This is a genomic window from Amycolatopsis sp. 195334CR (genome assembly GCF_017309385.1).
Classification (GTDB): Bacteria; Actinomycetota; Actinomycetes; order Mycobacteriales; family Pseudonocardiaceae; genus Amycolatopsis.
In genome coordinates, this window is the sequence record NZ_JAFJMJ010000001.1 from 2,637,480 (window position 1) to 2,656,727 (window position 19,248).

Annotated in this window: 19 protein-coding genes; 11 read left to right on the plus strand and 8 right to left on the minus strand. The window is 70.3% G+C overall.

Features of this window, described 5'->3' with window-relative positions; all coding sequences use genetic code 11:
- The first annotated feature begins 21 nt into the window (after nt 1–21).
- On the plus strand, nt 22–720 hold the full coding sequence (locus tag JYK18_RS12830; RefSeq protein ID WP_374195012.1) for a CAP domain-containing protein: 699 nt from the start codon (nt 22–24) through the stop codon (nt 718–720).
- Here JYK18_RS12830 and JYK18_RS12835 read toward each other — a convergent pair.
- From JYK18_RS12835 to JYK18_RS12860, 6 genes are all read right to left on the minus strand, one after another.
- Nucleotides 717–1,478 (minus strand): crotonase/enoyl-CoA hydratase family protein, encoded by a 762-nt coding sequence (locus JYK18_RS12835; RefSeq protein ID WP_206802297.1) that lies wholly within the window; start codon nt 1,476–1,478, stop codon nt 717–719. The genes JYK18_RS12830 and JYK18_RS12835 overlap by 4 nt on opposite strands.
- Nucleotides 1,475–3,082 carry an acyl-CoA dehydrogenase family protein gene (locus JYK18_RS12840; protein ID WP_206802298.1) on the minus strand — a complete coding sequence of 536 codons (1,608 nt, stop codon included), beginning with the start codon at nt 3,080–3,082 and terminating at the stop codon, nt 1,475–1,477. The genes JYK18_RS12835 and JYK18_RS12840 overlap by 4 nt, the downstream gene beginning before the upstream one ends.
- On the minus strand, nt 3,066–3,671 hold the full coding sequence (locus tag JYK18_RS12845) for a TetR/AcrR family transcriptional regulator (protein WP_206802299.1): 606 nt from the start codon (nt 3,669–3,671) through the stop codon (nt 3,066–3,068). The genes JYK18_RS12840 and JYK18_RS12845 overlap by 17 nt, the downstream gene beginning before the upstream one ends.
- A gap of 42 nt (nt 3,672–3,713) precedes the next feature.
- Nucleotides 3,714–4,697 (minus strand): cation diffusion facilitator family transporter, encoded by a 984-nt coding sequence (locus tag JYK18_RS12850; protein WP_206802300.1) that lies wholly within the window; start codon nt 4,695–4,697, stop codon nt 3,714–3,716.
- Between the two features lie 20 nt (nt 4,698–4,717).
- Nucleotides 4,718–5,098, minus strand: a complete 381-nt coding sequence (locus JYK18_RS12855; protein WP_307795886.1) for a DUF742 domain-containing protein — start codon at nt 5,096–5,098, stop codon at nt 4,718–4,720.
- 246 nt (nt 5,099–5,344) lie between these two features.
- Nucleotides 5,345–6,517: an MFS transporter gene (locus tag JYK18_RS12860; RefSeq protein ID WP_206802301.1), complete on the minus strand. Its 1,173-nt coding sequence runs from the start codon at nt 6,515–6,517 to the stop codon at nt 5,345–5,347.
- Nucleotides 6,518–6,612: 95 nt separating this feature from the next.
- On the opposite strand from JYK18_RS12860, the gene JYK18_RS12865 reads away from it, so the two are divergent.
- The 3 genes from JYK18_RS12865 to JYK18_RS12875 all read left to right on the plus strand — a co-directional run bounded on the left by JYK18_RS12865 (nt 6,613) and on the right by JYK18_RS12875 (nt 9,870).
- Nucleotides 6,613–7,116, plus strand: coding sequence for an Lrp/AsnC family transcriptional regulator (locus JYK18_RS12865; RefSeq protein ID WP_206802302.1), 504 nt, complete (start codon nt 6,613–6,615; stop codon nt 7,114–7,116).
- A gap of 39 nt (nt 7,117–7,155) precedes the next feature.
- A complete protein-coding gene (locus JYK18_RS47985; RefSeq protein WP_206802303.1) occupies nt 7,156–9,306 on the plus strand; it encodes an esterase-like activity of phytase family protein in 2,151 nt (716 codons plus the stop codon).
- A gap of 90 nt (nt 9,307–9,396) precedes the next feature.
- Nucleotides 9,397–9,870 carry a carboxymuconolactone decarboxylase family protein gene (locus tag JYK18_RS12875; RefSeq protein WP_206802304.1) on the plus strand — a complete coding sequence of 158 codons (474 nt, stop codon included), beginning with the start codon at nt 9,397–9,399 and terminating at the stop codon, nt 9,868–9,870.
- Between the two features lie 54 nt (nt 9,871–9,924).
- Here the strand turns inward: JYK18_RS12875 and JYK18_RS12880 are convergent, their stop codons facing one another.
- Nucleotides 9,925–12,222, minus strand: coding sequence for a (Fe-S)-binding protein (locus tag JYK18_RS12880; protein WP_206802305.1), 2,298 nt, complete (start codon nt 12,220–12,222; stop codon nt 9,925–9,927).
- 151 nt (nt 12,223–12,373) lie between these two features.
- On the opposite strand from JYK18_RS12880, the gene JYK18_RS12885 reads away from it, so the two are divergent.
- The 3 genes from JYK18_RS12885 to JYK18_RS12895 are packed head-to-tail and all read left to right on the plus strand — an operon-like array spanning nt 12,374 to nt 14,165.
- A complete protein-coding gene (locus tag JYK18_RS12885; RefSeq protein WP_206802306.1) occupies nt 12,374–12,700 on the plus strand; it encodes a multidrug efflux SMR transporter in 327 nt (108 codons plus the stop codon).
- Between the two features lie 5 nt (nt 12,701–12,705).
- A complete protein-coding gene (locus tag JYK18_RS12890) occupies nt 12,706–13,266 on the plus strand; it encodes a TetR/AcrR family transcriptional regulator (protein WP_206804199.1) in 561 nt (186 codons plus the stop codon).
- Nucleotides 13,266–14,165, plus strand: a complete 900-nt coding sequence (locus JYK18_RS12895) for a serine hydrolase (protein WP_206802307.1) — start codon at nt 13,266–13,268, stop codon at nt 14,163–14,165. The genes JYK18_RS12890 and JYK18_RS12895 overlap by 1 nt, the downstream gene beginning before the upstream one ends.
- A gap of 52 nt (nt 14,166–14,217) precedes the next feature.
- On the opposite strand, the gene JYK18_RS12900 is transcribed toward JYK18_RS12895, so the two are convergent.
- A complete protein-coding gene (locus JYK18_RS12900; protein ID WP_206802308.1) occupies nt 14,218–14,751 on the minus strand; it encodes a YbhB/YbcL family Raf kinase inhibitor-like protein in 534 nt (177 codons plus the stop codon).
- A gap of 164 nt (nt 14,752–14,915) precedes the next feature.
- Between JYK18_RS12900 and JYK18_RS12905 the strand changes: the two genes are divergently transcribed.
- The 4 genes from JYK18_RS12905 to grpE all read left to right on the plus strand — a co-directional run bounded on the left by JYK18_RS12905 (nt 14,916) and on the right by grpE (nt 19,245).
- Nucleotides 14,916–15,689 carry a DUF4097 family beta strand repeat-containing protein gene (locus tag JYK18_RS12905; protein ID WP_206802309.1) on the plus strand — a complete coding sequence of 258 codons (774 nt, stop codon included), beginning with the start codon at nt 14,916–14,918 and terminating at the stop codon, nt 15,687–15,689.
- A gap of 28 nt (nt 15,690–15,717) precedes the next feature.
- Nucleotides 15,718–16,380, plus strand: coding sequence for a DUF4097 family beta strand repeat-containing protein (locus tag JYK18_RS12910; protein WP_206802310.1), 663 nt, complete (start codon nt 15,718–15,720; stop codon nt 16,378–16,380).
- Nucleotides 16,381–16,633: 253 nt separating this feature from the next.
- Nucleotides 16,634–18,514 (plus strand): molecular chaperone DnaK, encoded by a 1,881-nt coding sequence (gene dnaK / locus JYK18_RS12915; protein WP_206802311.1) that lies wholly within the window; start codon nt 16,634–16,636, stop codon nt 18,512–18,514.
- Nucleotides 18,511–19,245, plus strand: coding sequence for a nucleotide exchange factor GrpE (gene grpE, locus JYK18_RS12920; RefSeq protein ID WP_206802312.1), 735 nt, complete (start codon nt 18,511–18,513; stop codon nt 19,243–19,245). The genes dnaK and grpE overlap by 4 nt, the downstream gene beginning before the upstream one ends.
- Nucleotides 19,246–19,248: the final 3 nt, after the last annotated feature.

Here is a 19,248-nt window from a genome sequence, read left to right on the forward strand (position 1 = left end):
TTGGTGGTAATTTCCCGGCTCGTGCCCGCCGTGAACCCACGCAAGAAGTCACTTTCCGTAGTGCTTGGCGTGCTGATGGGTGGTGCGCTGGCTGCCGGCGGCTACCTGACGCTGGACCAGCGCGCCCAGGCCGACGTGGCAGCCGGTGAGCAGCGGGCCGCCGACGACCTGAGCGCGTTCCGGGCCGCGCAGCAGACCACGACCACCGCGCCGGTCACCACGACCACGCCGCCTTCGTCGTCGACCGCCCCGCCCAGCAGCAGCGAGGCGCCGCCGAGCAGCAGCACCGAGTCGAGCGCGCCCCCGTCGTCGGAGAAGCCGAAGGAGACCACGAAGGCCAAGCCGGTCGACGGGTCGAAGGGCGCGCAGGTGGTCGCGCTGGTGAACCAGGAGCGCGCCAAGGCGGGCTGCGGTGACGTGGGCGTGGACGATCGGCTGGTGAAGTCCGCGCAGGCGCACAGCGACGACATGGCGGCGCGCGACTACTTCTCGCACACCTCACCCGAGGGCGTCACCTTCGACCAGCGCATCAAGAAGGCGGGCTTCCCGAAGCCGGGCGCGGAGAACATCGCGAAGGGCTCCACCACCGCCGAGCAGACGATGAAGATGTGGATGAACTCCGATGGCCACCGGCGGAACATCCTCAACTGCGAGCTCACCAAGCTCGGCGTCGGCGTGACCACTGACGGCTGGTACTGGACCCAGAACTTCGGCTACTAGAACTCCCCGTGCCGACCGGCCCCGGCGCTGAAGCGCTGTGCGCCCTCCAGCGCGTCCGTGGACAGCGAAGTGAAGCCGTGCCGCAGTTCGCCCGCCATGGCGTCGGCCTCGGACAGGCCCTCCTGCTCCAGCACCGACAGCCGGTCCTCGCGCAGGCAGGTCTGCGGGAAGGCGGCGATCTGCGCGGCCAGCCGCTCCGCCTCCGCCCGTGACTGTCCACTGGGGACGACCCGGTTGACCAGTCCCATCCGCCGCGCCTCCTCGGCGGGCACGCCGCGGCCGGTCAGGATGAGGTCCATCGCGTTGCTGGTGCCGATCAACCGCGGCAGCCGCACCGTGCCGCCGTCGATCAGCGGCACGCCCCACCGGCGGCAGTAGACGCCGAACACCGCGTCCTCCTCGGCCACCCGCAGGTCGCACCAGATCGCCAGCTCCAGCCCGCCCGCCACGGCGTGCCCGGCGACCGCGGCCACCACCGGCTTGCTCAACCGCATCCGAGTCGGGCCCATCGGTCCGTCGCCGTCCTCGGTGACCTGGTTGCCGTCGGCGGTGCCGATGGCCTTCAGGTCCGCGCCGGCGCAGAACGTGCCGCCCTCGCCCCACAGGACCGCCACGTGCGCGCCGGGATCGGCGTCGAACGCGCGGAACGCCTCGGCCAACGCGGCCGCGGTCGGCCCGTCGACCGCGTTCCGCTTGTCCGGCCTGGACAGGATGATCGTGGTGACCGGCCCGGTCGACTCGGTCCGAACGGCGTTCATACGCGAGCCCGCTCGATGATCGCGTCCACATCGGACCCGGGAGGCAGTGTGCCGAACGCGACGCCCCAGTCACCGCCGAACCGCGACGCGCAGAAGGCGTCCGCGACGGCCGTCGGCGCGTGCCGCACCAGCAGCGAGCCCTGGAGCACCAGCGCGAGCGATTCGACGATGCGCCGCGCGCGGTATTCGATCTGCTCGAAATCGCTGAGTTCCTTGCGCACCGCGGCGATCGCGTCGTCCAATCGAGAATCGGCACCGGTGCCGAGTTCGACCTCGGTGAAAAACGCTTCCACCGAATCCGGCTGCTTCGCCATCGCGCGCAGCGCGTCCAGCGCGGCGACGTTTCCGGAACCCTCCCAAATGGACATCAACGGCGATTCCCGGAACAACCGCGGCATTCCCGATTCCTCGATGTAACCGTTGCCGCCGAGGCATTCCAGTGCCTCGGCCGCGTGCATCGGCGCGCGTTTGCAGACCCAGTACTTCGTCACCGCGAGCCCGAGCCGCCGGAACGCCGCTTCCGCCGGGCGATCGGTGGCCCCGGCCAGTCGCATCGCGACGGTCGTGGCCGCTTCCGCCTCCAGCGCCAGATCCGCCAGCACGTTGGTCATCAGCGGCTGCTCCACCAGCCGCTTGCCGAACACGGTGCGGTGCTCCGCGTGCTGCACGGCGCGCACCACGCCGTAGCGCAGGCCGGACGCGCTGCCCAGCACGCAGTCCAGGCGCGTCATGTTGACCATCTCGATGATGGTCTGCACGCCGCGACCCTCCTCGCCGACCAGCCAGCCGACCGCGTCGTCGTACTCGATCTCCGCGGAGGCGTTGGACCTGTTGCCCAGCTTGTCCTTCAACCGCTGCAGGTGGATGCGGTTGCGCGTGCCGTCGGGCAGCACGCGCGGCAGCAGGAAGCAGGAGAGGCCGCCGGGTGCCTGCGCCAGCGTCAGGAACAGGTCGGACATCGGCGCCGAGGTGAACCACTTGTGCCCGGTGAGCAGGTAGCCGTCCGCCGAGGGGCGCGCGGTCGTGGTGTTCGCGCGCACGTCCGAGCCGCCCTGCTTCTCGGTCATCGACATGCCCGCGATCAGCCCGCGCTTGCCGCGCGGTTCGCGCAGGCCGAAGTCGTACTCGCGGGCGGCGAGCAGCGGCTCGTAGACCGCGGCCAGCTCCGGGTTGTGCCGCAGTGCGGGAACGGCCGCGTAGGTCATCGAGATCGGGCAGCTGTGCCCGGCTTCGACCTGGCCCCAGGTGTAGAACTTCGCCGCCCGCGCGACGTGCACGCCGGGGCGGTCATCCTGCCAGGCCGCGCCGTGCAGCCCGTGCGACACCGCGACGTCCATCAGGTCGTGCCAGTGCGGGTGGAACTCGACCTCGTCCACGCGGTGGCCGACGCGGTCGTGCGTGCGCAGCTTCGGCGGGTTCTCGTTGACCAGGCGGCCCCACTCCTGCGCCTGCTCACCACCGGCCAGCACGCCGAGCTCGTGCAGCTCCGGTTCGGCCCACCCGCCACCTTCGCGGTGCAGGCCGGCCAGCAGCGCCGGGTCCGCGGCCACGTCGTAACCGGTCAGTACCGGGACCTGGTTGGTGACCTCATGGGTGGCGGGCATCGGTTCCTCCTAGTGCGCGCTGGACGAAGGTTCGCAGTGCGGGCAGCGACTCGGCGCTCTCCGCGGTGAGCGGTCCGATCAGGACTTCCGCCGCCGCGCCGACCAGTGCCGCCGCGGTGACCTCGGCGTCCTGGGACGGCAGTTCCCCGGCGCGGATGCCCTCGGTGATCCGGCGGGCGACCACGTCGCGGAAGGCACGGCGGAACACCAGGCGCTCGGCCTCGATCGGCACGTCGACCGGTTCGGCGAGCAGCGCGTAGGCCAGTCGCGGGGCCTTGAGCGCGCGGGTGGCGAACGTGTCGAACACCGCGACGATCCGTTCGACGGACTCTCCCGGCTGGGCCGAGGCCGCCTCGACCGCGGCGACCTCGCGGGTCACCACCTCGCGGAAGACCTCCACCACCAGCTCGGCCTTGCCCGGGAAGTGCCGGTAGACGCTGCCGGTGGCCACCCCGGCCCTGGCCGACACGGCCGCCATCGAGCAGCCCGCGTACCCGTGCTCGGCGAGCAGTTCCACCGCGGTGCCGAGGATCCTGGCGCGCTGGGAGTCCAGGCGGGCCTGGACCTTGGGCGTGCGGCGGTACGGCATGCAAAGATTGAACGCCGATTCATTTCTTCGCGCAAGTCCCCGTCAGCCGGACGGCCGCCAGTCGCCGTAGCGGTCCAGCACGGCCGACCGCAGAGCGGCGTCCGTGCGCGGCACCGGTTCCAGGAAGACCTCGGTCACGTCCGTCCACTCGGCTGACAGTTCGGTGGCCAGCCGCACACAAACGTGTTCCAGCTCACCCGCGTTGAGCGTGTCGACAAAATCGAGGCGCGCGCAGACCAGCACCTGGTCGGTGCCGAGCAGCATGGTCTGCAAATCGACCAATGCGTCCACTTCGGGCGCTTTCGCGAGGTGGTCGCGGACTCCGCGAACCAGCACCGGATCCGCCTGGCGGCCGATCAGCAGCCCGCGGTTGGTGCGGCCGAGGGTGTAGGCGACCACCGCGAGCAGCGCGCCGATGGCGATCGAGGCGAGCCCGTCCCAGACCGCGGACCCGGTGAGGTGGTGCAGGCCGATGCCGGCGAAGGCGAGGAGAATGCCGATCAGCGCGGCGGAGTCCTCGAACAACACGGTTTTCGGTGCCGGGTCGTCGATCAGCCGCAGGTGCTCGGCCACCGAGCGGTGCTCCTCCGCCGACTCCCGCCGGACCTGCCGCAACGCCTGCAGCCACGACACGGACTCGAGCGCGAACGCCAGCGCGAGCACGCCGTACGCGACCAGCGGGCTCTCCTGCTCGGCGGGCTCGCCGAAGACGGTGGAAAAGCCCTCGTAGAAGGCGAACATCGCGCCGGAGGCGAAAATGGACACCGCGGCCAGCAACGCCCAGAAGTACCGCTCCTTGCCGTACCCGAAGGGGTGCACCCGGTCGGCGGGCCGGTCGGAGCGGCGCAGCGCGGTCAGCAGCAGCACCTCGGTGATCGTGTCGGCCACCGAGTGCGCGGCCTCGGACATCATCGCCGACGAGCCGGTGATCAGCCCGGCGACCAGCTTGAGCACCGCGATGGCCAGGTTCACCCCACCGGCCAGCAGCACGGTCAGCGTGCTCTCACCACCGTTTTCGCTTGCCACCGGCCGATGGTAAGCGCGGTTCAGAGCCGCCGCAGGCCGGTGAGCACGCGCTCCATCAGCGCCAGGTCGGGCCGCATGCCCGGGGTGGCGATCGCGCCGTGCACGGAGACCAGGCCCTGTTCGGCCATGTCCCCCAGCAGCACCCTGGCCACCCCCAGCGGCACGCGCAGCCGGGCGGCCACCTCGGCGACCGACTTCGGCTCGGCGCACACCGCCCGGACCGAGCGGTACTCGGCGCTGACGTGGCGCCACTGCTCGCAGGCCCGGGTGGAGATCATCGTCTCCACCGCCAGGTGGCGCTTGGGTTTGGTGCGGCCCTTCGTCAGCACGTACGGGCGCACCAGCGAGCGCTGCGCGGGGACCGGCTCCGGGATCATCCTGGGCTGGCGAAACGGCTGCACCCGCTCCTGCGGAATAACCAGGCCGCCACGTCTGCCCGATGAATCGTTCACAATTCGCCGCCCCTCCGCTCGCACAAATGAGCCTCACCGGCGACGTTGGCAGTGAGGAAACTTCATGCTACTGCCCTTGTCTATCCGCCAAATGGGAAAACCTGCCCGCACTGATCCATTGAAACTTCCGGGTGCTGAATTTCGGGGGTCCACTTGTCCGTAACGGACAATGCACGCTCCGAATGCACGCGCGTTTCAGCGGCGGGTGAGCACCGCCAGCGGAACGAGGGCGGCGATGCCGGCGACCACCGCGACGAGCACGTAGCCACCGGCCGCGAACAGCGGCCCGGCGGCCAGCCCGGCCAGCGCCGAGGTCGACCACACCACGGCGTCCACAGTGCCCTGGAGCTTCCGGTGCTGCGTGCTCAGCAGGCTGCTGCCGCCGACGAAGACCAGGTTCCAGCCGTACCCGAGCAGGAACAGGGACAACGGGATGCCGGTGGTGTGCGAGGTGGGCGCGGCGACCGCCGCGGCCGAGGCGAGCGCCAGCGTGCCGATACCGGCGAAGATGGTGGCCCGGCCGCCCCAGCGATCGGCGATGCGCCCGGAGATCGGGGCCAGCGCGAACATGCCGATCATGTGCGCGGTCAGGATCCACCCGACCACGTCGAGGCCGTGCCCGTGCTGGTGCAGTTGCGGGGCGGACATGGTCATCATCGCGACCATCGCCACCTGTGCGGCGACCATGGCGAGTAGCGGACCGCGCACGGACCGTTGCGCGAATGCGGTGGCGAATCCGGTGTGGGCACGGTTTTCCGGGCGGGTGTCCGGCATGGACCGCGGCAGCGCGGCGCTGACCACCGCGGCGCCCGCGGTCACCAGCGCGGCGACCAGCAGCGGTCCGGCCAGGCCCGGCAGGCCGAGCAGGTCCGCGGTGTGCGCGGCCGGCGCGATCAGCGGCGGCCCGGCCAGCGCGCCGACCGTGCCCGCCCAGACGATCGCCGACAGCGCGCGGCCCTTGTGCTCGTCGTCGTAGAGGTCGGCGGCCGCGTACCGGGACAGCTGGGCGCCGCCGTTGCCCAGGCCGAGCACCAGCAAACCGGCCAGCAGCACGGGAAACAGCCCGGTCACCGCACCCGCCGAGGCGACCAGCGCGCCGAGCGCGCCGATGCCGTAGGTGGTCAGCAGCGACCGCCGCCGCCCGCGCGAGACCACCAGTCGCGCCGAGCCGAGCGCACCGGCCGCGGTGCCCAGCACACCGGCCGCCGAGGGCACCCCGCTCCAACCGGGACCCGGTGATTCGGTGGCGATCAGCACCCCGGCCGTGCTGGCGCCGGCCATCGCGATGTTCATGCACGCCACCCCGGTGAACAGGGCGGCCATCACCCGGCGGCGGCTGACCCGCTGGTGGGATGTCGGCGCTGTCATGGGAATCAAGGTTAGGGAGAAACAACCGTGATTCGAATGGGCGGAAAGCGGAGTTCCCGGCCAGTTGCCTGTCGCGCGTAAAGTGCGGCCCGGGGGTGAGCTTTCGCATGGAAAGACCGCTGGACGAGCTCGACTGGCGCATCCTGGCCGAGCTGCAGGGGGACGGCCGGTTGTCGTTCAAGGAACTGGGCCGCCGGATCAACCTCTCCCCGCCCGCGGTGGCCGAGCGCGTGCGGCGGCTCGAACAGGGCGGGGTGATCAGCGGCTACCGCGCGCAGGTCGAGCCGAGCCGGGCGGGTTATCCGCTGACCGCGTTCGTGGAGATGCGGTGCACGCTCGGCAAGTGCCTGCTCAAGACCAGCCGGGCCGAGGACTACCCCGAGGTGGTCGAGATCCACAAGGTCAGCGGCGACCGCTGCGCCATGCTCAAGGTGCGCACGGCTTCGCTGGAGCACTTCGAAGGCGTGCAGGAACGGCTCGGCAACCACGGCGAGATCCGGTCGACCGTGGTGCTGTCCACCCAGTACGAGGGCAGGCCGGTCGAGCCGCCAGCGGAGGACTTCCTGCGGGCGTCGCGGTCGGAGGGCTGGCGCCGCTGAGTTGGTCTGCTGTTCACCCTGGCGGGCTAAGAAGCTCCGGTGAACAGACTTCAGCAAACGGGTGTGCTCGCCCTCACGTTGGCGCTCGCGGTGACCGTGCCCGCGGCCGCCGCGCCCGGCGGGGAACAGCGGTTCCAGCGGGTGTCGACGCTGCCGGTGTACCTGAACTCCTCGGCGGCTGAGCACACCGCCGCCGAGATCGCGGCGGCCACCCCGGACGGCCGCACGGTGGTCTACACCGACTCCCCGGCCGAGCGGATCGGCTTCGCCGGCCTCGACGACCACGGCGGCTTGGTGCCCCAGGGCGTGCTCCCGATGCCCGGCGAGCCGACCTCGGTGGACATCCGAGACGGGCTCGCGCTGGTCGCGGTGAACACCTCCGAGTCCTTCACCGAGCCGTCGGGCGTGCTCCAGGTGGTCGACCTGGCGAGCAGGCAGGTGGTCGCCACGCACGACCTCGGCGGCCAGCCGGACTCGATCGACATCTCGCCCGACGGCCGGTACGCGGCGGTCGCGGTGGAGAACGAGCGCGACGAGGACGTGCACGATGGCGCGTTGCCCCAGTTGCCCGCCGGTTTCCTGGCGGTGGTGGACCTCGTCGGCGAGCCGTCGGACTGGGCGGTCCGGCGCACCGAGCTGACCGGACTGGCCGGGGTGGCGCCCGAGGACCCGGAGCCCGAGTACGTCTCGATCAACTCCCGCAACGAGGTCGCGGTGACCCTGCAGGAGAACAACCACCTGGTGGTGGCCGACCTGGCCGGCGGGACCGTGCTCCGGCACTTCTCCGCCGGAGTGGCCACTGTGGACGGTGTGGACACGGTGGAGGACGGCCGGGTCGAGCCGCGTGGTTCGATCACCGCGCCGCGGGAACCGGACGCCGTCGGCTGGCTCGACGACACCACGCTCGCCACCGCCGACGAAGGCGACTACCAGGGCGGGAGCCGGACCTGGACGGCGTTCGACGCCCGCAGCGGCCGGGTCGTGTTCAGCTCGGGCGCGGACCTGGAGAACCTGGCGATCAGCCAGGGCCAGTACCCGGAAGGCCGCGCCGAGAACAAGGGCGTGGAGCCGGAAGGGCTGGCCGTCGCCACCTACGGCGAGCACCGCTACGCCTTCGTCGGCATGGAACGCGCGAACCTCGTCGCGGTGTACAACGTCGACAACCCGCGGAAGCCAAAGCTCGTGCAGGGCCTGCCCACCGGCGTCGGGCCGGAGGGGCTCCTGCCGATCCCGGCCCGCGACGCGCTGGTGGTCTCGGCCGAGGAGGACTCGGCGGAGGACAACGTGCGCTCCTCGCTGAGCCGGTACCAGCTGACCTCGGAATCGCTGGCCAGTTCCTTGCAGCGCAACGAAGGCGCACCGTCGATCACCTCGCGCGGGATCGGCTTCGGGGCGCTGTCCGGACTGTCCGCCGACGGCCGCCACCTGGCCGCGGTGACCGACGACGCGTACACGCCGAGCCGGATCCTCACCGTCGACGTCGCTCGCGCGCCCGCGACGGTGCTCAAGGAGAAGACCGTGACCAAGGACGGCCAGCCGGTGTCCTACGACGTCGAGGGCATCGCCGCGACAAAGGGCGGTTACTGGCTGGCGGTCGAGGGCAACGGCAAGGACACGCGCAACCTGCTCGTCCGCACGGACGAGCGCGGGCGGGTGCAGCAGGAGGTCCCGTACCCCGTCGCGAACGCCACGAGCAACGGGTTCGAGGGCGTCGCGGTGCTCGGTGACCACGTGTGGGTCGCGGTCCAGCGCGGCTGGCCGGACAACCAGCCGGGCCAGACCACGCTCGCCCGCTACACCCCGTCGACCGGGAACTGGGCGTTCGCGGCCTATCCGCTGGACGCCGCGCCCGCGGGTGGCTGGGTCGGGCTGTCCGAGCTGACCGCGCTGGACGACGGTTCGCTGCTGGTGCTGGAACGCGACAACCGGCGTGGCGAGCAGGCCCAGGTCAAGCGGGTGTACAAAGTGGACACCGCGGGGCTGGCTCCGGCACCGGCCGGTGCGGAGAAGCCGCTGGTGACGAAGCAGCAGTACCGCGATCTGCTGCCCGCGCTGCGTGCCGGTGGCGGGGTCGTCGCGGACAAGCCGGAGGGGCTGGCGGTCTTCCGCGGTGAGCTGTTCGCCGCGGTGGACAACGACGGGCTGGAGGACGCGCCCGGCGAGTCGGTCCTGCTCCGGCTGGGGCAGTAGCGATCCAGGTCACACCCGGGGCTGTCACATCTTCCGGCGCTGCCGTGTCCAAGGGGTGAACGCAACTCCACAAGGCAGGGAGACAGCACGATGGAAGCTCGGTTGAACGTCTTCAGCAACCCGGTGCTGACGAAGGCGATGAAGGGCCTCATCGCGGCGAACAAGGCGGTCGGCGAATCGTCGGTGCCCGCGGCGACCCAGGAACTGGTGCGGATCCGGGCCAGCCAGATCAACGGCTGCGGGTTCTGCCTCGACATGCACACCAAGGAAGCGCTGCACGCCGGGGAGACCACGCTCCGGCTGAACCTGGTCGCGACCTGGCGGGAGGCCACGGTGTTCACCGAGGCCGAGCGCGCCGCCCTGGAGCTGACCGAGGAGGCCACCCGCATCGCCGACGCGGCGGGCGGGGTCAGCGACGAGGTGTGGGCCACCGCGGCGAAGCACTACGACGACGAGCAGCTCGGGGCACTGGTGGCGGAGATCGCCCTGATCAACGCCTTCAACCGGTTCAACGTCACCGTGCGGCAGCCCGCCGGCGACTACCAGGTCGGCCAGTTCGGCTGATCCCGCGGGGGAAAACGAAGCCGGGGAGCGGTTCCCCGCTCCCCGGCTTCGGTCTTACTTGTCCTCTTCGGACAGTGGCGTGCCGGTCGGCACCTTGTCCGTCGGGATGTCCTGCTTCTCCTCCAGCGGGTCCGACCCGTTCTCCGGCAGCGAGGTGTCCACCGCGGACGGTGCCGGGGCCGGCTTGCGCTTGACCGCGGTGAGCAGCAGCTGCGCCACGTCCACCACTTCGACCTTCTCGCTGGCGAGCCCGTCGCTCTGGCGCGAGGTGACCCCGTCGGTCAGCATCACGCGGCAGAACGGGCACCCGGTGGCGATCTTCGACGGCGCGGTGCCGAGGGCCTCGTCCACCCGCTCCACGTTGATCCGCTTGCCGATGCGCTCTTCCATCCACATCCGGGCGCCACCGGCACCGCAGCACATCGACCGGTCGCCGTGCCGCGGCATCTCCCGCAGCGCGGCCCCCGAAGCGCCGACCAGTTCACGCGGCGCGTCGTAGACCTTGTTGTGGCGGCCCAGGTAACACGGGTCGTGGTAGGTGACGTCCTCGGCGATCGGCGCCACCGGGACCAGCCGCTTCTCCCGCACCAGGCGGTTCAGCAGCTGCGTGTGGTGCACCACCTCGTACTGCCCGCCCAGCTCCGGGTACTCGTTCGCGAGCGTGTTGAAGCAGTGCGCGCAGGTCACCACGATCTTGCGCTTGAGCGGTTCGACGTCCTCGAATACCGAGTTCAGCACCTCGACGTTCTGCTGCGCGAGCATCTGGAAGACGAACTCGTTGCCCGCGCGGCGAGCCGGGTCACCGGTGCAGGTCTCCTCCGGGCCGAGCACGGTGTACTTGACGTCGGCCATGTGCAGCAGTTCGGCCACCGCGCGGGTGGTCTTCTTCGCGCGGTCCTCGAAGGCGCCGGCGCAGCCGACCCAGAACAGGTACTCGGTGTCGCCGAACTCGCCGTCGAACACCGGTACCTCGAAGTCCAGGTCCTCCGCCCAGGCCAGCCGGTCCTTGGCGTTCTGGCCCCACGGGTTGCCCTTGTTCTCCAGGTTCTTGAACATCCCGTTCAGCTCGGTCGGGAAGTTCGACTCGATCATCACCTGGTAGCGGCGCATGTCGACGATGTGGTCCACGTGCTCGATGTCCACCGGGCACTGCTCCACGCAGGCACCGCAGCTGGTGCACGACCACAGCACCTCGGGATCGATCACGCCGAGCTCGTCCGGGCCGCCGATCAGCGGGCGCTCGGCCTCGGCCAGCGCCAGCACGTCGATGCCCGCGTGGGGGTTGTCCCCGGTGAGGCCGACCTCTTCCCCGGTGACGTCCTTGCGGCCGCCGGCGAGCAGGTACGGCGCCTTCGCGTAGGCGTGGTCGCGCAGCTGCGTGATCACCAGCTTCGGCGAGAGCGGCTTGCCGGTGTTCCACGCCGGGCACTGCGACTGGCAGCGGCCGCATTCGGTGCAGGTGGTGAAGTCCAGCCAGCCCTTCCAGCTGAAGTCCTCGATCTTGCCCGCGCCGAAGACGTCCTTCTCCGGGTCGGCCTCCTCGAAGTCGAGCGGCTTGCCGTCGCTCATCATCGGCTTGAGCGCGCCCAGCGCCACGCCGCCGTCGTCCTCGCGCTTGAAGTAGATGTTGAAGAAGGCGCTGAACCGGTGCCAGGCCACACCCATGGTCATGTTCCTGGCCACCACGTACAGCCAGACCACCGCGCTCATCAGCTTGACGAAGGCGAAGGCGGAGACCAGGTTCCCGCTGGCGGGCAGCAGGTTGCCGAGCGGCTCGGAAACAAAACCGGCCCACAGCGGCAGGTCGTGCGAGCCCATCGCGGACTTCGCCGCGCGGACGCCGAGGATACCGAGGCCCTCGATGATCACCACGGCCTCGACGAAGTAGGCCGACTTGAAGCTCGACCCGGCGAACCGCGAGACGCGGTCGGCGCGGCGCGGGTGGTTGGCCTGGCGGATCAGCGCGAGCGCGATGCCGCCGATCACGGTGCCGACACCGAGGATCTCCATCAGCAGGTGCCACAGCGACCAGTGGTCCAGGATCGGCCAGCCCCAGGTGGGCACGAAGACCTCACCGTAGGCCTCGAACAGGGCCAGCGAGCCGATCAGGAAGCCCCACATCACCAGCCAGTGCCACGGGCCGACGTGCTTGAGCTTGTTCATCCGCGTGTGCGCGGCGAACTCCTTGATCAGGGTTTTCATCCTGGGCGCGAACGGGCCGCGCCGGGTCGGGTCCGGCTGGCCGAGTCGGATGATCTTGACGAAGCGCACGATCGTCGCGGCGAACATGCTCCAGGCGACCAGGCTGACCGCGACGGCGATCAGCCCGAGCGTGAGCTGTACAGCACCCATGTCGGGGGCCTCCGGGGTTCATCTGGCATGTGGTGGTGCGAGGAGGGTAGCGCTGATTACTCATCAGTAACCAATTGGCGGGCGAGAAGTCCCACGGATGTGGCGCACAACTCGCTGGTTAGTGGGACGATCGTTCCGGTAGTTTCGGGTCATGGGCGCGTACCTTCTCCTGGCCGTCGCCATCGCGGGCGAAGTGACGGCCACCATCTCACTGAAACTGTCCGAGGGCTTCTCGAAGCCGATCCCCTCGGTGATCGTGGTGCTCGGGTACGGGCTCGCCTTCGCGATGCTCGCCCAGGTGCTCAAGGCCGGTCTGCCGATCGGCGTGGCGTACGCGATCTGGGCGGCGGCCGGGGTCGCGCTGGTCGCCCTGATCGGCGCGGTCTTCTTCAGCGAGAGCCTCAACTGGACCATGGGCGCCGGCCTGGTGCTGGTCATGGCCGGTGTGGTGCTGCTGGAAGTGGGGCGGTCGCATTGAGCGCGCTGAAGCGGCAGACGGACGGCCGCAAGGCTCGCGGGGAGAAGCGGCGCGCGGAGATCATCGACGCCACGCTGCGGGTGATCGAACGCGACGGCGTCGCCGGGGTCACCCACCGCACGGTGGCCGCCGAGGCCGAGGTGCCGCTGACCTCGACCACCTACCACTTCGACAGCCTCGACGACCTGCTGATCGCCACCCTCATCTCGTGCGCGCGCGACATGGCGACCGAGGTGTACTGGATGATCGACCGCGCCCGCTCGCGCGGCAGCCGGGGTGCCGAGGAGGTCGCGTCGCTGCTCGCCGAGGCGCTCGGGCCGCGGCGCGGGCGCACGATGGCGGAGTACGAGCTGTACCTGCTCGCCGCGCGGCGGCCGGAACTGCGCCCCGCCGCCCGGCGCTGGCTGGATGTGCTCACCTCGATGGTCCGGCATGATGACGAGGTGGCGTTCAGGGTGTTCCTCGCGGGGATCGACGGCCTGCTGGTGCAGGGCCTGATCGACGACGAACCGCCGTCGGCGGAGGAACTGCGGCCGGTGGTCGACTACCTGCTGAAGCCGCGCTGATGTTCACCGGGGTGGCGCGGGCCGACCGGGGCGGTGAGGTGGTGTTCGCCGAGGCGCGCGGGCTGGCGCACCGGGCGCACGGCGTGGCGAACACGCTGGAGACGCGGTTCGCGCTCGCCAGCGGTACCAAGGGGTTCACCGCGGCGACGGTGCTTTCGCTGGTCGATTCGGGGTTGCTCACCGAGTCGACCACGGTCCGCTCGGTGCTGGGGGCCGAACTGCCGCTGGTGCACCCGGAGGTGACCGTCGGGCACCTGCTGCGGCACACCTCGGGCATCGGCGACTACTGCCCCGACGACGAGGACCCGCCGCCCGGCCAGTGCCTGCTGGCGTCCACTTCGGACTACCTGGCCGCGGTGGCGCCGTGCCCGACGGCTTTTCCGCCCGGCGAGCGGTTTTCCTACAACAACGGCGGTTACGTGGTGCTGGGGGCGATCGCGGAACGGGTTTCCGGGGTGGCTTTCCCCGACCTGGTGCGGGAGCGGGTGTGCGAACCGGCGGGGATGCCGGACACCGCTTTCCTGCGCTCGGACGACCTGCCCGCCGGGGTGGCGACGGGTTACCTGGAGGACGGGCGCACGAACGTGTTCGCCATCCCGGTCCTGGGCCACGGTGACGGCGGCATCTACTCGACGGTGGCCGATATCCACGCCTTCTGGCGGGCACTGGTGGCGGGACGGATCATCTCGGCGCCGGAACGCATGTTCGCGGGCGAGGAGTACGGCCTCGGCTTGTGGGTGGTGCCGGGCGGGGTGGCGTTGGAGGGTGGTGACGCGGGGGTGAACTTCCGGAGCGTGCACCTGGTGGAGCGGGACACCACGTACACGGTGATCGCGAACGCGGGCGGCGTCATGGCGATGTCGCGGTACCTGGCCGACCTGGTCGACGCCGCGCTGTGAATGTGGCTTTCACGGCACATTCCGCTGTGAAAGCCACATTCACTGCACTGAGTCAGCCCTTGTTCTCGTGCACGCCGGTCAGGTGCGCCCGGCCCACCGTGTGCGAGAAGAGGTTGAAGCCGAGGAAGGCCGGGGTGGCGCTGTCCGGGATGTCCAGTGACTCCACGCCGACCGCGTGCACGGTGAAGATGTACCGGTGCGGCCCGTGGCCCGGCGGCGGGGCGGCGCCGAGGAACCGGTTCAGGCCGCCGTCGTTCTTCAGGGTCACCGCGCCCGGGGCGGGCGACGGGTTCTTGCCCGCGTCCGTCGGCAGCGAGGTTACCGTGGCCGGGATGTTGAACACGGCCCAGTGCCAGAACCCGCTGGCGGTCGGGGCGTCGGGGTCGTAGCAGGTGACCGCGAAGCTCTTGGTCTCCGCGGGGAAGCCCTCCCACGACAGCTCCGGCGAGACGTCGTCGCCACCGGCGCCGAAGATGCCGCTCAGCTGCGGCGTGCCCAGCGCGGCGCCCTCGGCCAGCTCCGCGCTGCGCACGGTGAACTCCGGCACCGCGGGCAGGAAGTCGTACGGGTTGGGCGGTTGAGGCATGCGATCCTCCTGTGCGTCGGCTACGCGGCACAGGCTATCGGCGCGCCCGTCCCCGGGCAGGGTAGGGACAACCTCAGGGGACATTCGGGGGTTCGCCCGGATGTCCCTCCCCGCCGGCACGTCTTAGCGTTGCTCGCAGAAGAAACCTGCATCGGGAGGACTCAATGGCGCGGCCTGGGCTAGCCATCGGCGGTATCGCGTTGATCGTGGCCGGAGCGGCGATCGGTTTCGGCTGGTGGTGGCCGTCGACGAGTGAGGCGACGGCGCAGGTGGACACCAAGATCCAGCGGGTCCGGCTCGCGTCGGACTCGGGGAGCGTGCACGTCCGCGCCGCGGACGTGCAGCAGAGCACCGTGGTCCAGCGCTTCGACTACCGCTGGGGCGAGCCGGACCAGAGCTACTCGGTCAACGGGGACGAGCTGGTGCTCGCCGACTGCGGCAACTGGTGCTCGGTGGACTACGACGTGGTCGTGCCGTTCGGAACCACGGTGTCGGGGGACGCCGATTCCGGTGAGATCGTGCTGACGGGGGTGGCCAGCGCGGATGTCACGGCCGATTCGGGGAGCGTCGACGTCCGCAACGTCGCGGGTCCGGTCACGGTGCAGGTTTCTTCGGGGAACGTGACGCTCGCCGACCTCGGCAGCACGGCCAAGGTGGTGGCCAACTCGGGGAAGATCAGCGGCACCGGCCTGAAGGGGAGCGTCGACGCGCAGGCCGATTCCGGGGACATCGAGCTGGTCATGGCCGCGGCGCAGGAAGTGAAGGCGCACGCCGACAGCGGCGAGGTCGAAGTCACCGTGCCGCCGGGCACGTACCGGGTCGAGGGCGACACCGACAGCGGCAGCCGGGACATCTCGATCCCGACCGGGGGCGGCGGCACGGCCGTGCTGCTGCAGCTGAACACCGAAAGCGGCGACGTCACCGTTCGCCAGGCCTGAGCACGGACACGAAGGGGATCACGGGGACATGGGGAAAACGGGCTGGGTGCTGACCGGGGTGGCGGCGTCGGCGCTGGTACTGGCCGGCTGCGACGCGATCGCGCCGCAGGAGGAGTTCAGCGACGGCACGCCGGTGCCGGACCAGATCACCAGCGTGCGGTTCGACGTGCCGGCCGGCGAGGTGAAGATCCGGGTGGAGCAGGGCGCGCCGGTCTCGCTGCGCCGCGACGTGCACTACCGGGGCACCAAACCGGGCCAGTCGCACCGGGTCGAGGGCACCACGCTGGTGCTCGACAAGTGCGGCAGCGACTGCTCGGTGAACTACGACGTGGTCATCCCGGCCGCGTTGCCGGTCAGCGGCAGCGCGTCGGCGGGGAACGTGACCATCACCGGGGCCGGGGCCACCGACGTGGACGCCTCGGCGGGCAACGTGGTGCTCGGCCAGCTCGCCGGGCCGGCGAACGTGACCGCGTCCGCCGGGAACGTCGAGGTCGGGCTGGCCACCCCGGCCGACGCGCGGGTCAAGGCGTCCGCGGGCACGGTGACCGTCACCGTGCCGCAGGGCACCTACCGCGTGACCACCGAGGCCAACGCGGGGGACTCCCACGTCTCGGTGCCGAACACGCCCGGTGCGCCGCACGTCGTGGACGTCGCCGCCTCCGCCGGTGACGTGACCGTTCGAACCGCGTGATCGGGACCCGCCGCGTCGCCCTCCTGTGCCCGGCGGACTACCTGGTCAGCGGGGTGCTCCCGGAAATCGGTGCCACCCGCCGGGAACAACCGGCGGACCCGGTACGTTGAGCCAGTCAGAAAGGTTGAGTCGCCCTCGCTCAAGTCCGAGTTGACCTGAGAAAGCGGCTCCAGATACAACTTGAGTGTGCCCGGCTCAACGCGGCGGGGGCGCGACTCGGTTACCCAGTGTTTCAAGAGAGAGGGAACGAACCATGGCGCGAGCGGTCGGCATCGACCTCGGTACGACCAACTCGGTCGTCGCCGTCCTGGAGGGCGGCGAGCCGACGGTCATCGCCAACTCGGAAGGTTCGCGGACGACCCCGTCCATCGTCGCCTTCGCCAAGAACGGCGAAGTGCTGACCGGGCAGCCCGCGAAGAACCAGGCCGTCACCAACGTCGACCGCACGATCCGCTCGGTGAAGCGGCACGTCGGCACCGACTGGAAGACCGAGATCGACGGCAAGGCCTACACCTCGCAGGAGATCAGCGCCCGCGTGCTGATGAAGCTCAAGCGCGACGCGGAGGCCTACCTCGGCGAGGAGATCACCGACGCGGTGATCACCGTGCCCGCGTACTTCGAGGACGCGCAGCGGCAGGCCACCAAGGAAGCCGGCCAGATCGCCGGCCTGAACGTGCTCCGCATCGTCAACGAGCCGACCGCGGCCGCGCTGGCCTACGGCCTGGACAAGGGCGAGAAGGAGCAGACCATCCTGGTCTTCGACCTCGGTGGCGGCACCTTCGACGTGTCGCTGCTGGAGATCGGCGAGGGTGTGGTCGAGGTCCGCGCCACCTCCGGTGACAACCACCTCGGTGGCGACGACTGGGACGAGCGCATCGTCACCTGGCTGGTGGACAAGTTCAAGTCCTCCAGCGGCATCGACCTGACCAAGGACAAGATGGCGCTGCAGCGCATCCGCGAGGCGGCCGAGAAGGCGAAGATCGAGCTGTCCAGCTCGAACAGCGCCAGCATCAACCTGCCCTACATCACCGTGGACGCGGACAAGAACCCGCTGTTCCTGGACGAGACGCTGTCCCGCGCGGAGTTCCAGCGGATCACCTCCGACCTGCTCGAGCGCACCCGCCAGCCGTTCAACAACGTGATCCGCGACGCGAACATCAGCGTCGGCGACATCGACCACGTGGTGCTCGTCGGTGGGTCCACCCGCATGCCCGCGGTGTCCGAGCTGGTCAAGGAGCTGACCGGCGGCCGCGAGCCGAACAAGGGCGTGAACCCGGACGAGGTCGTCGCGGTCGGCGCGGTGCTGCAGGCCGGCGTGCTCAAGGGCGAGGTCAAGGACGTCCTGCTGCTCGACGTGACCCCGCTGTCGCTGGGCATCGAGACCAAGGGCGGGGTGTTCACCAAGCTCATCGAGCGCAACACCACCATCCCGACCAAGCGCTCGGAGATCTTCTCCACCGCGGACGACAACCAGCCCTCGGTGCAGATCCAGGTCTTCCAGGGTGAGCGCGAGATCGCCGCGCACAACAAGAAGCTCGGCATGTTCGAGCTGACCGGCCTGCCGCCCGCCCCGCGTGGCGTGCCGCAGATCGAGGTCACCTTCGACATCGACGCCAACGGCATCGTGCACGTCCTGGCCAAGGACCTCGGCACGAACAAGGAGCAGTCGATGACCATCACCGGTGGCTCCGCGCTGCCGAAGGACGACATCGAGCGCATGGTCAAGGACGCCGAGGCGCACGCCGAGGAGGACAAGCAGCGCCGCGAGGAGGCCGAGACCCGCAACCAGGCCGAGACGCTGGTCTACCAGACCGAGAAGTTCGTCAAGGACAACGAGGACAAGCTCCCCGACGAGCTCAAGGGCAAGGTCAAGACCGCCATCGACGAGGCGAACGAGGCGCTCAAGGGCACCGACTCGGCGAAGATCCGCGAGTCCATCGAGAAGCTGAACAGCGCTTCGCAGGAGCTGGGCACCGCGCTCTACGCCAACGCCAACGCCGCGCAGGAAGCCGCCGGCGCCCCCGGCGCTGACGCCGGTGCCGGCGCCTCGTCCTCGGCCAAGGCCGACGACGTGGTCGACGCCGAGATCGTCGACGAGGACGACAAGAAGGGCGCGGAGGGCGAGAAGAAGTGACCCACGCGAATCGCGAAAACTCCGAGGGTCCCCGGCACGGGACCGGTGAAGAGCCAGAGGAGCCGCGAGTCGTGGTGCGCGATCGCCGCAAGATCGACCCGGTGACCGGCGAACTGCGGCAGCAGCCGGTTCTTGAAGAGGAGGAGCCCGTGGCGGGCAAGCACGCGGGCCCCTCCCTCGGCGAGTCCATTGTGGACGAGTCGGTGGAGCCGGTGTCCGACCTGGAGAAGCAGCTGGAGGAGCGCACCGCGGACCTCCAGCGGCTCCAGGCCGAGTACACCAACTACCGCCGCCGGGTGGACCGCGACCGCGAGCAGGTGGTGAACGGGGCGAAGGCCGGGGTGGTCGGCGACCTGCTGCCGCTGCTCGACGACCTGGAGCGGGCCGAGCAGCACGGTGACCTCACCGGCGCGTTCAAGGCGGTGGCCGACAAGCTGGTGGCCAGCCTGCAGCGAGCCGGGCTCGAACCGTTCGGCGCCGAGGGCGAGCCCTTCGACCCGAGCGTGCACGAGGCCGTGCAGCACGCCACTTCGTCCGAAGTGGACGGTCCGACGGTGACCCTGGTGATGCGCCGGGGCTACCGCTTCGGCGACCGGGTGCTGCGGGCGGCGCTGGTCGGCGTGACCGACCACGAGCCAGGCGAGGCACCGGCACCGCCGGTGGCCGAGGTGGAGCCCGAACTGGACGCCACCCAGTCCGGTGAGCTGCCCCTTGATGAGAACAGTCGCTAGCGA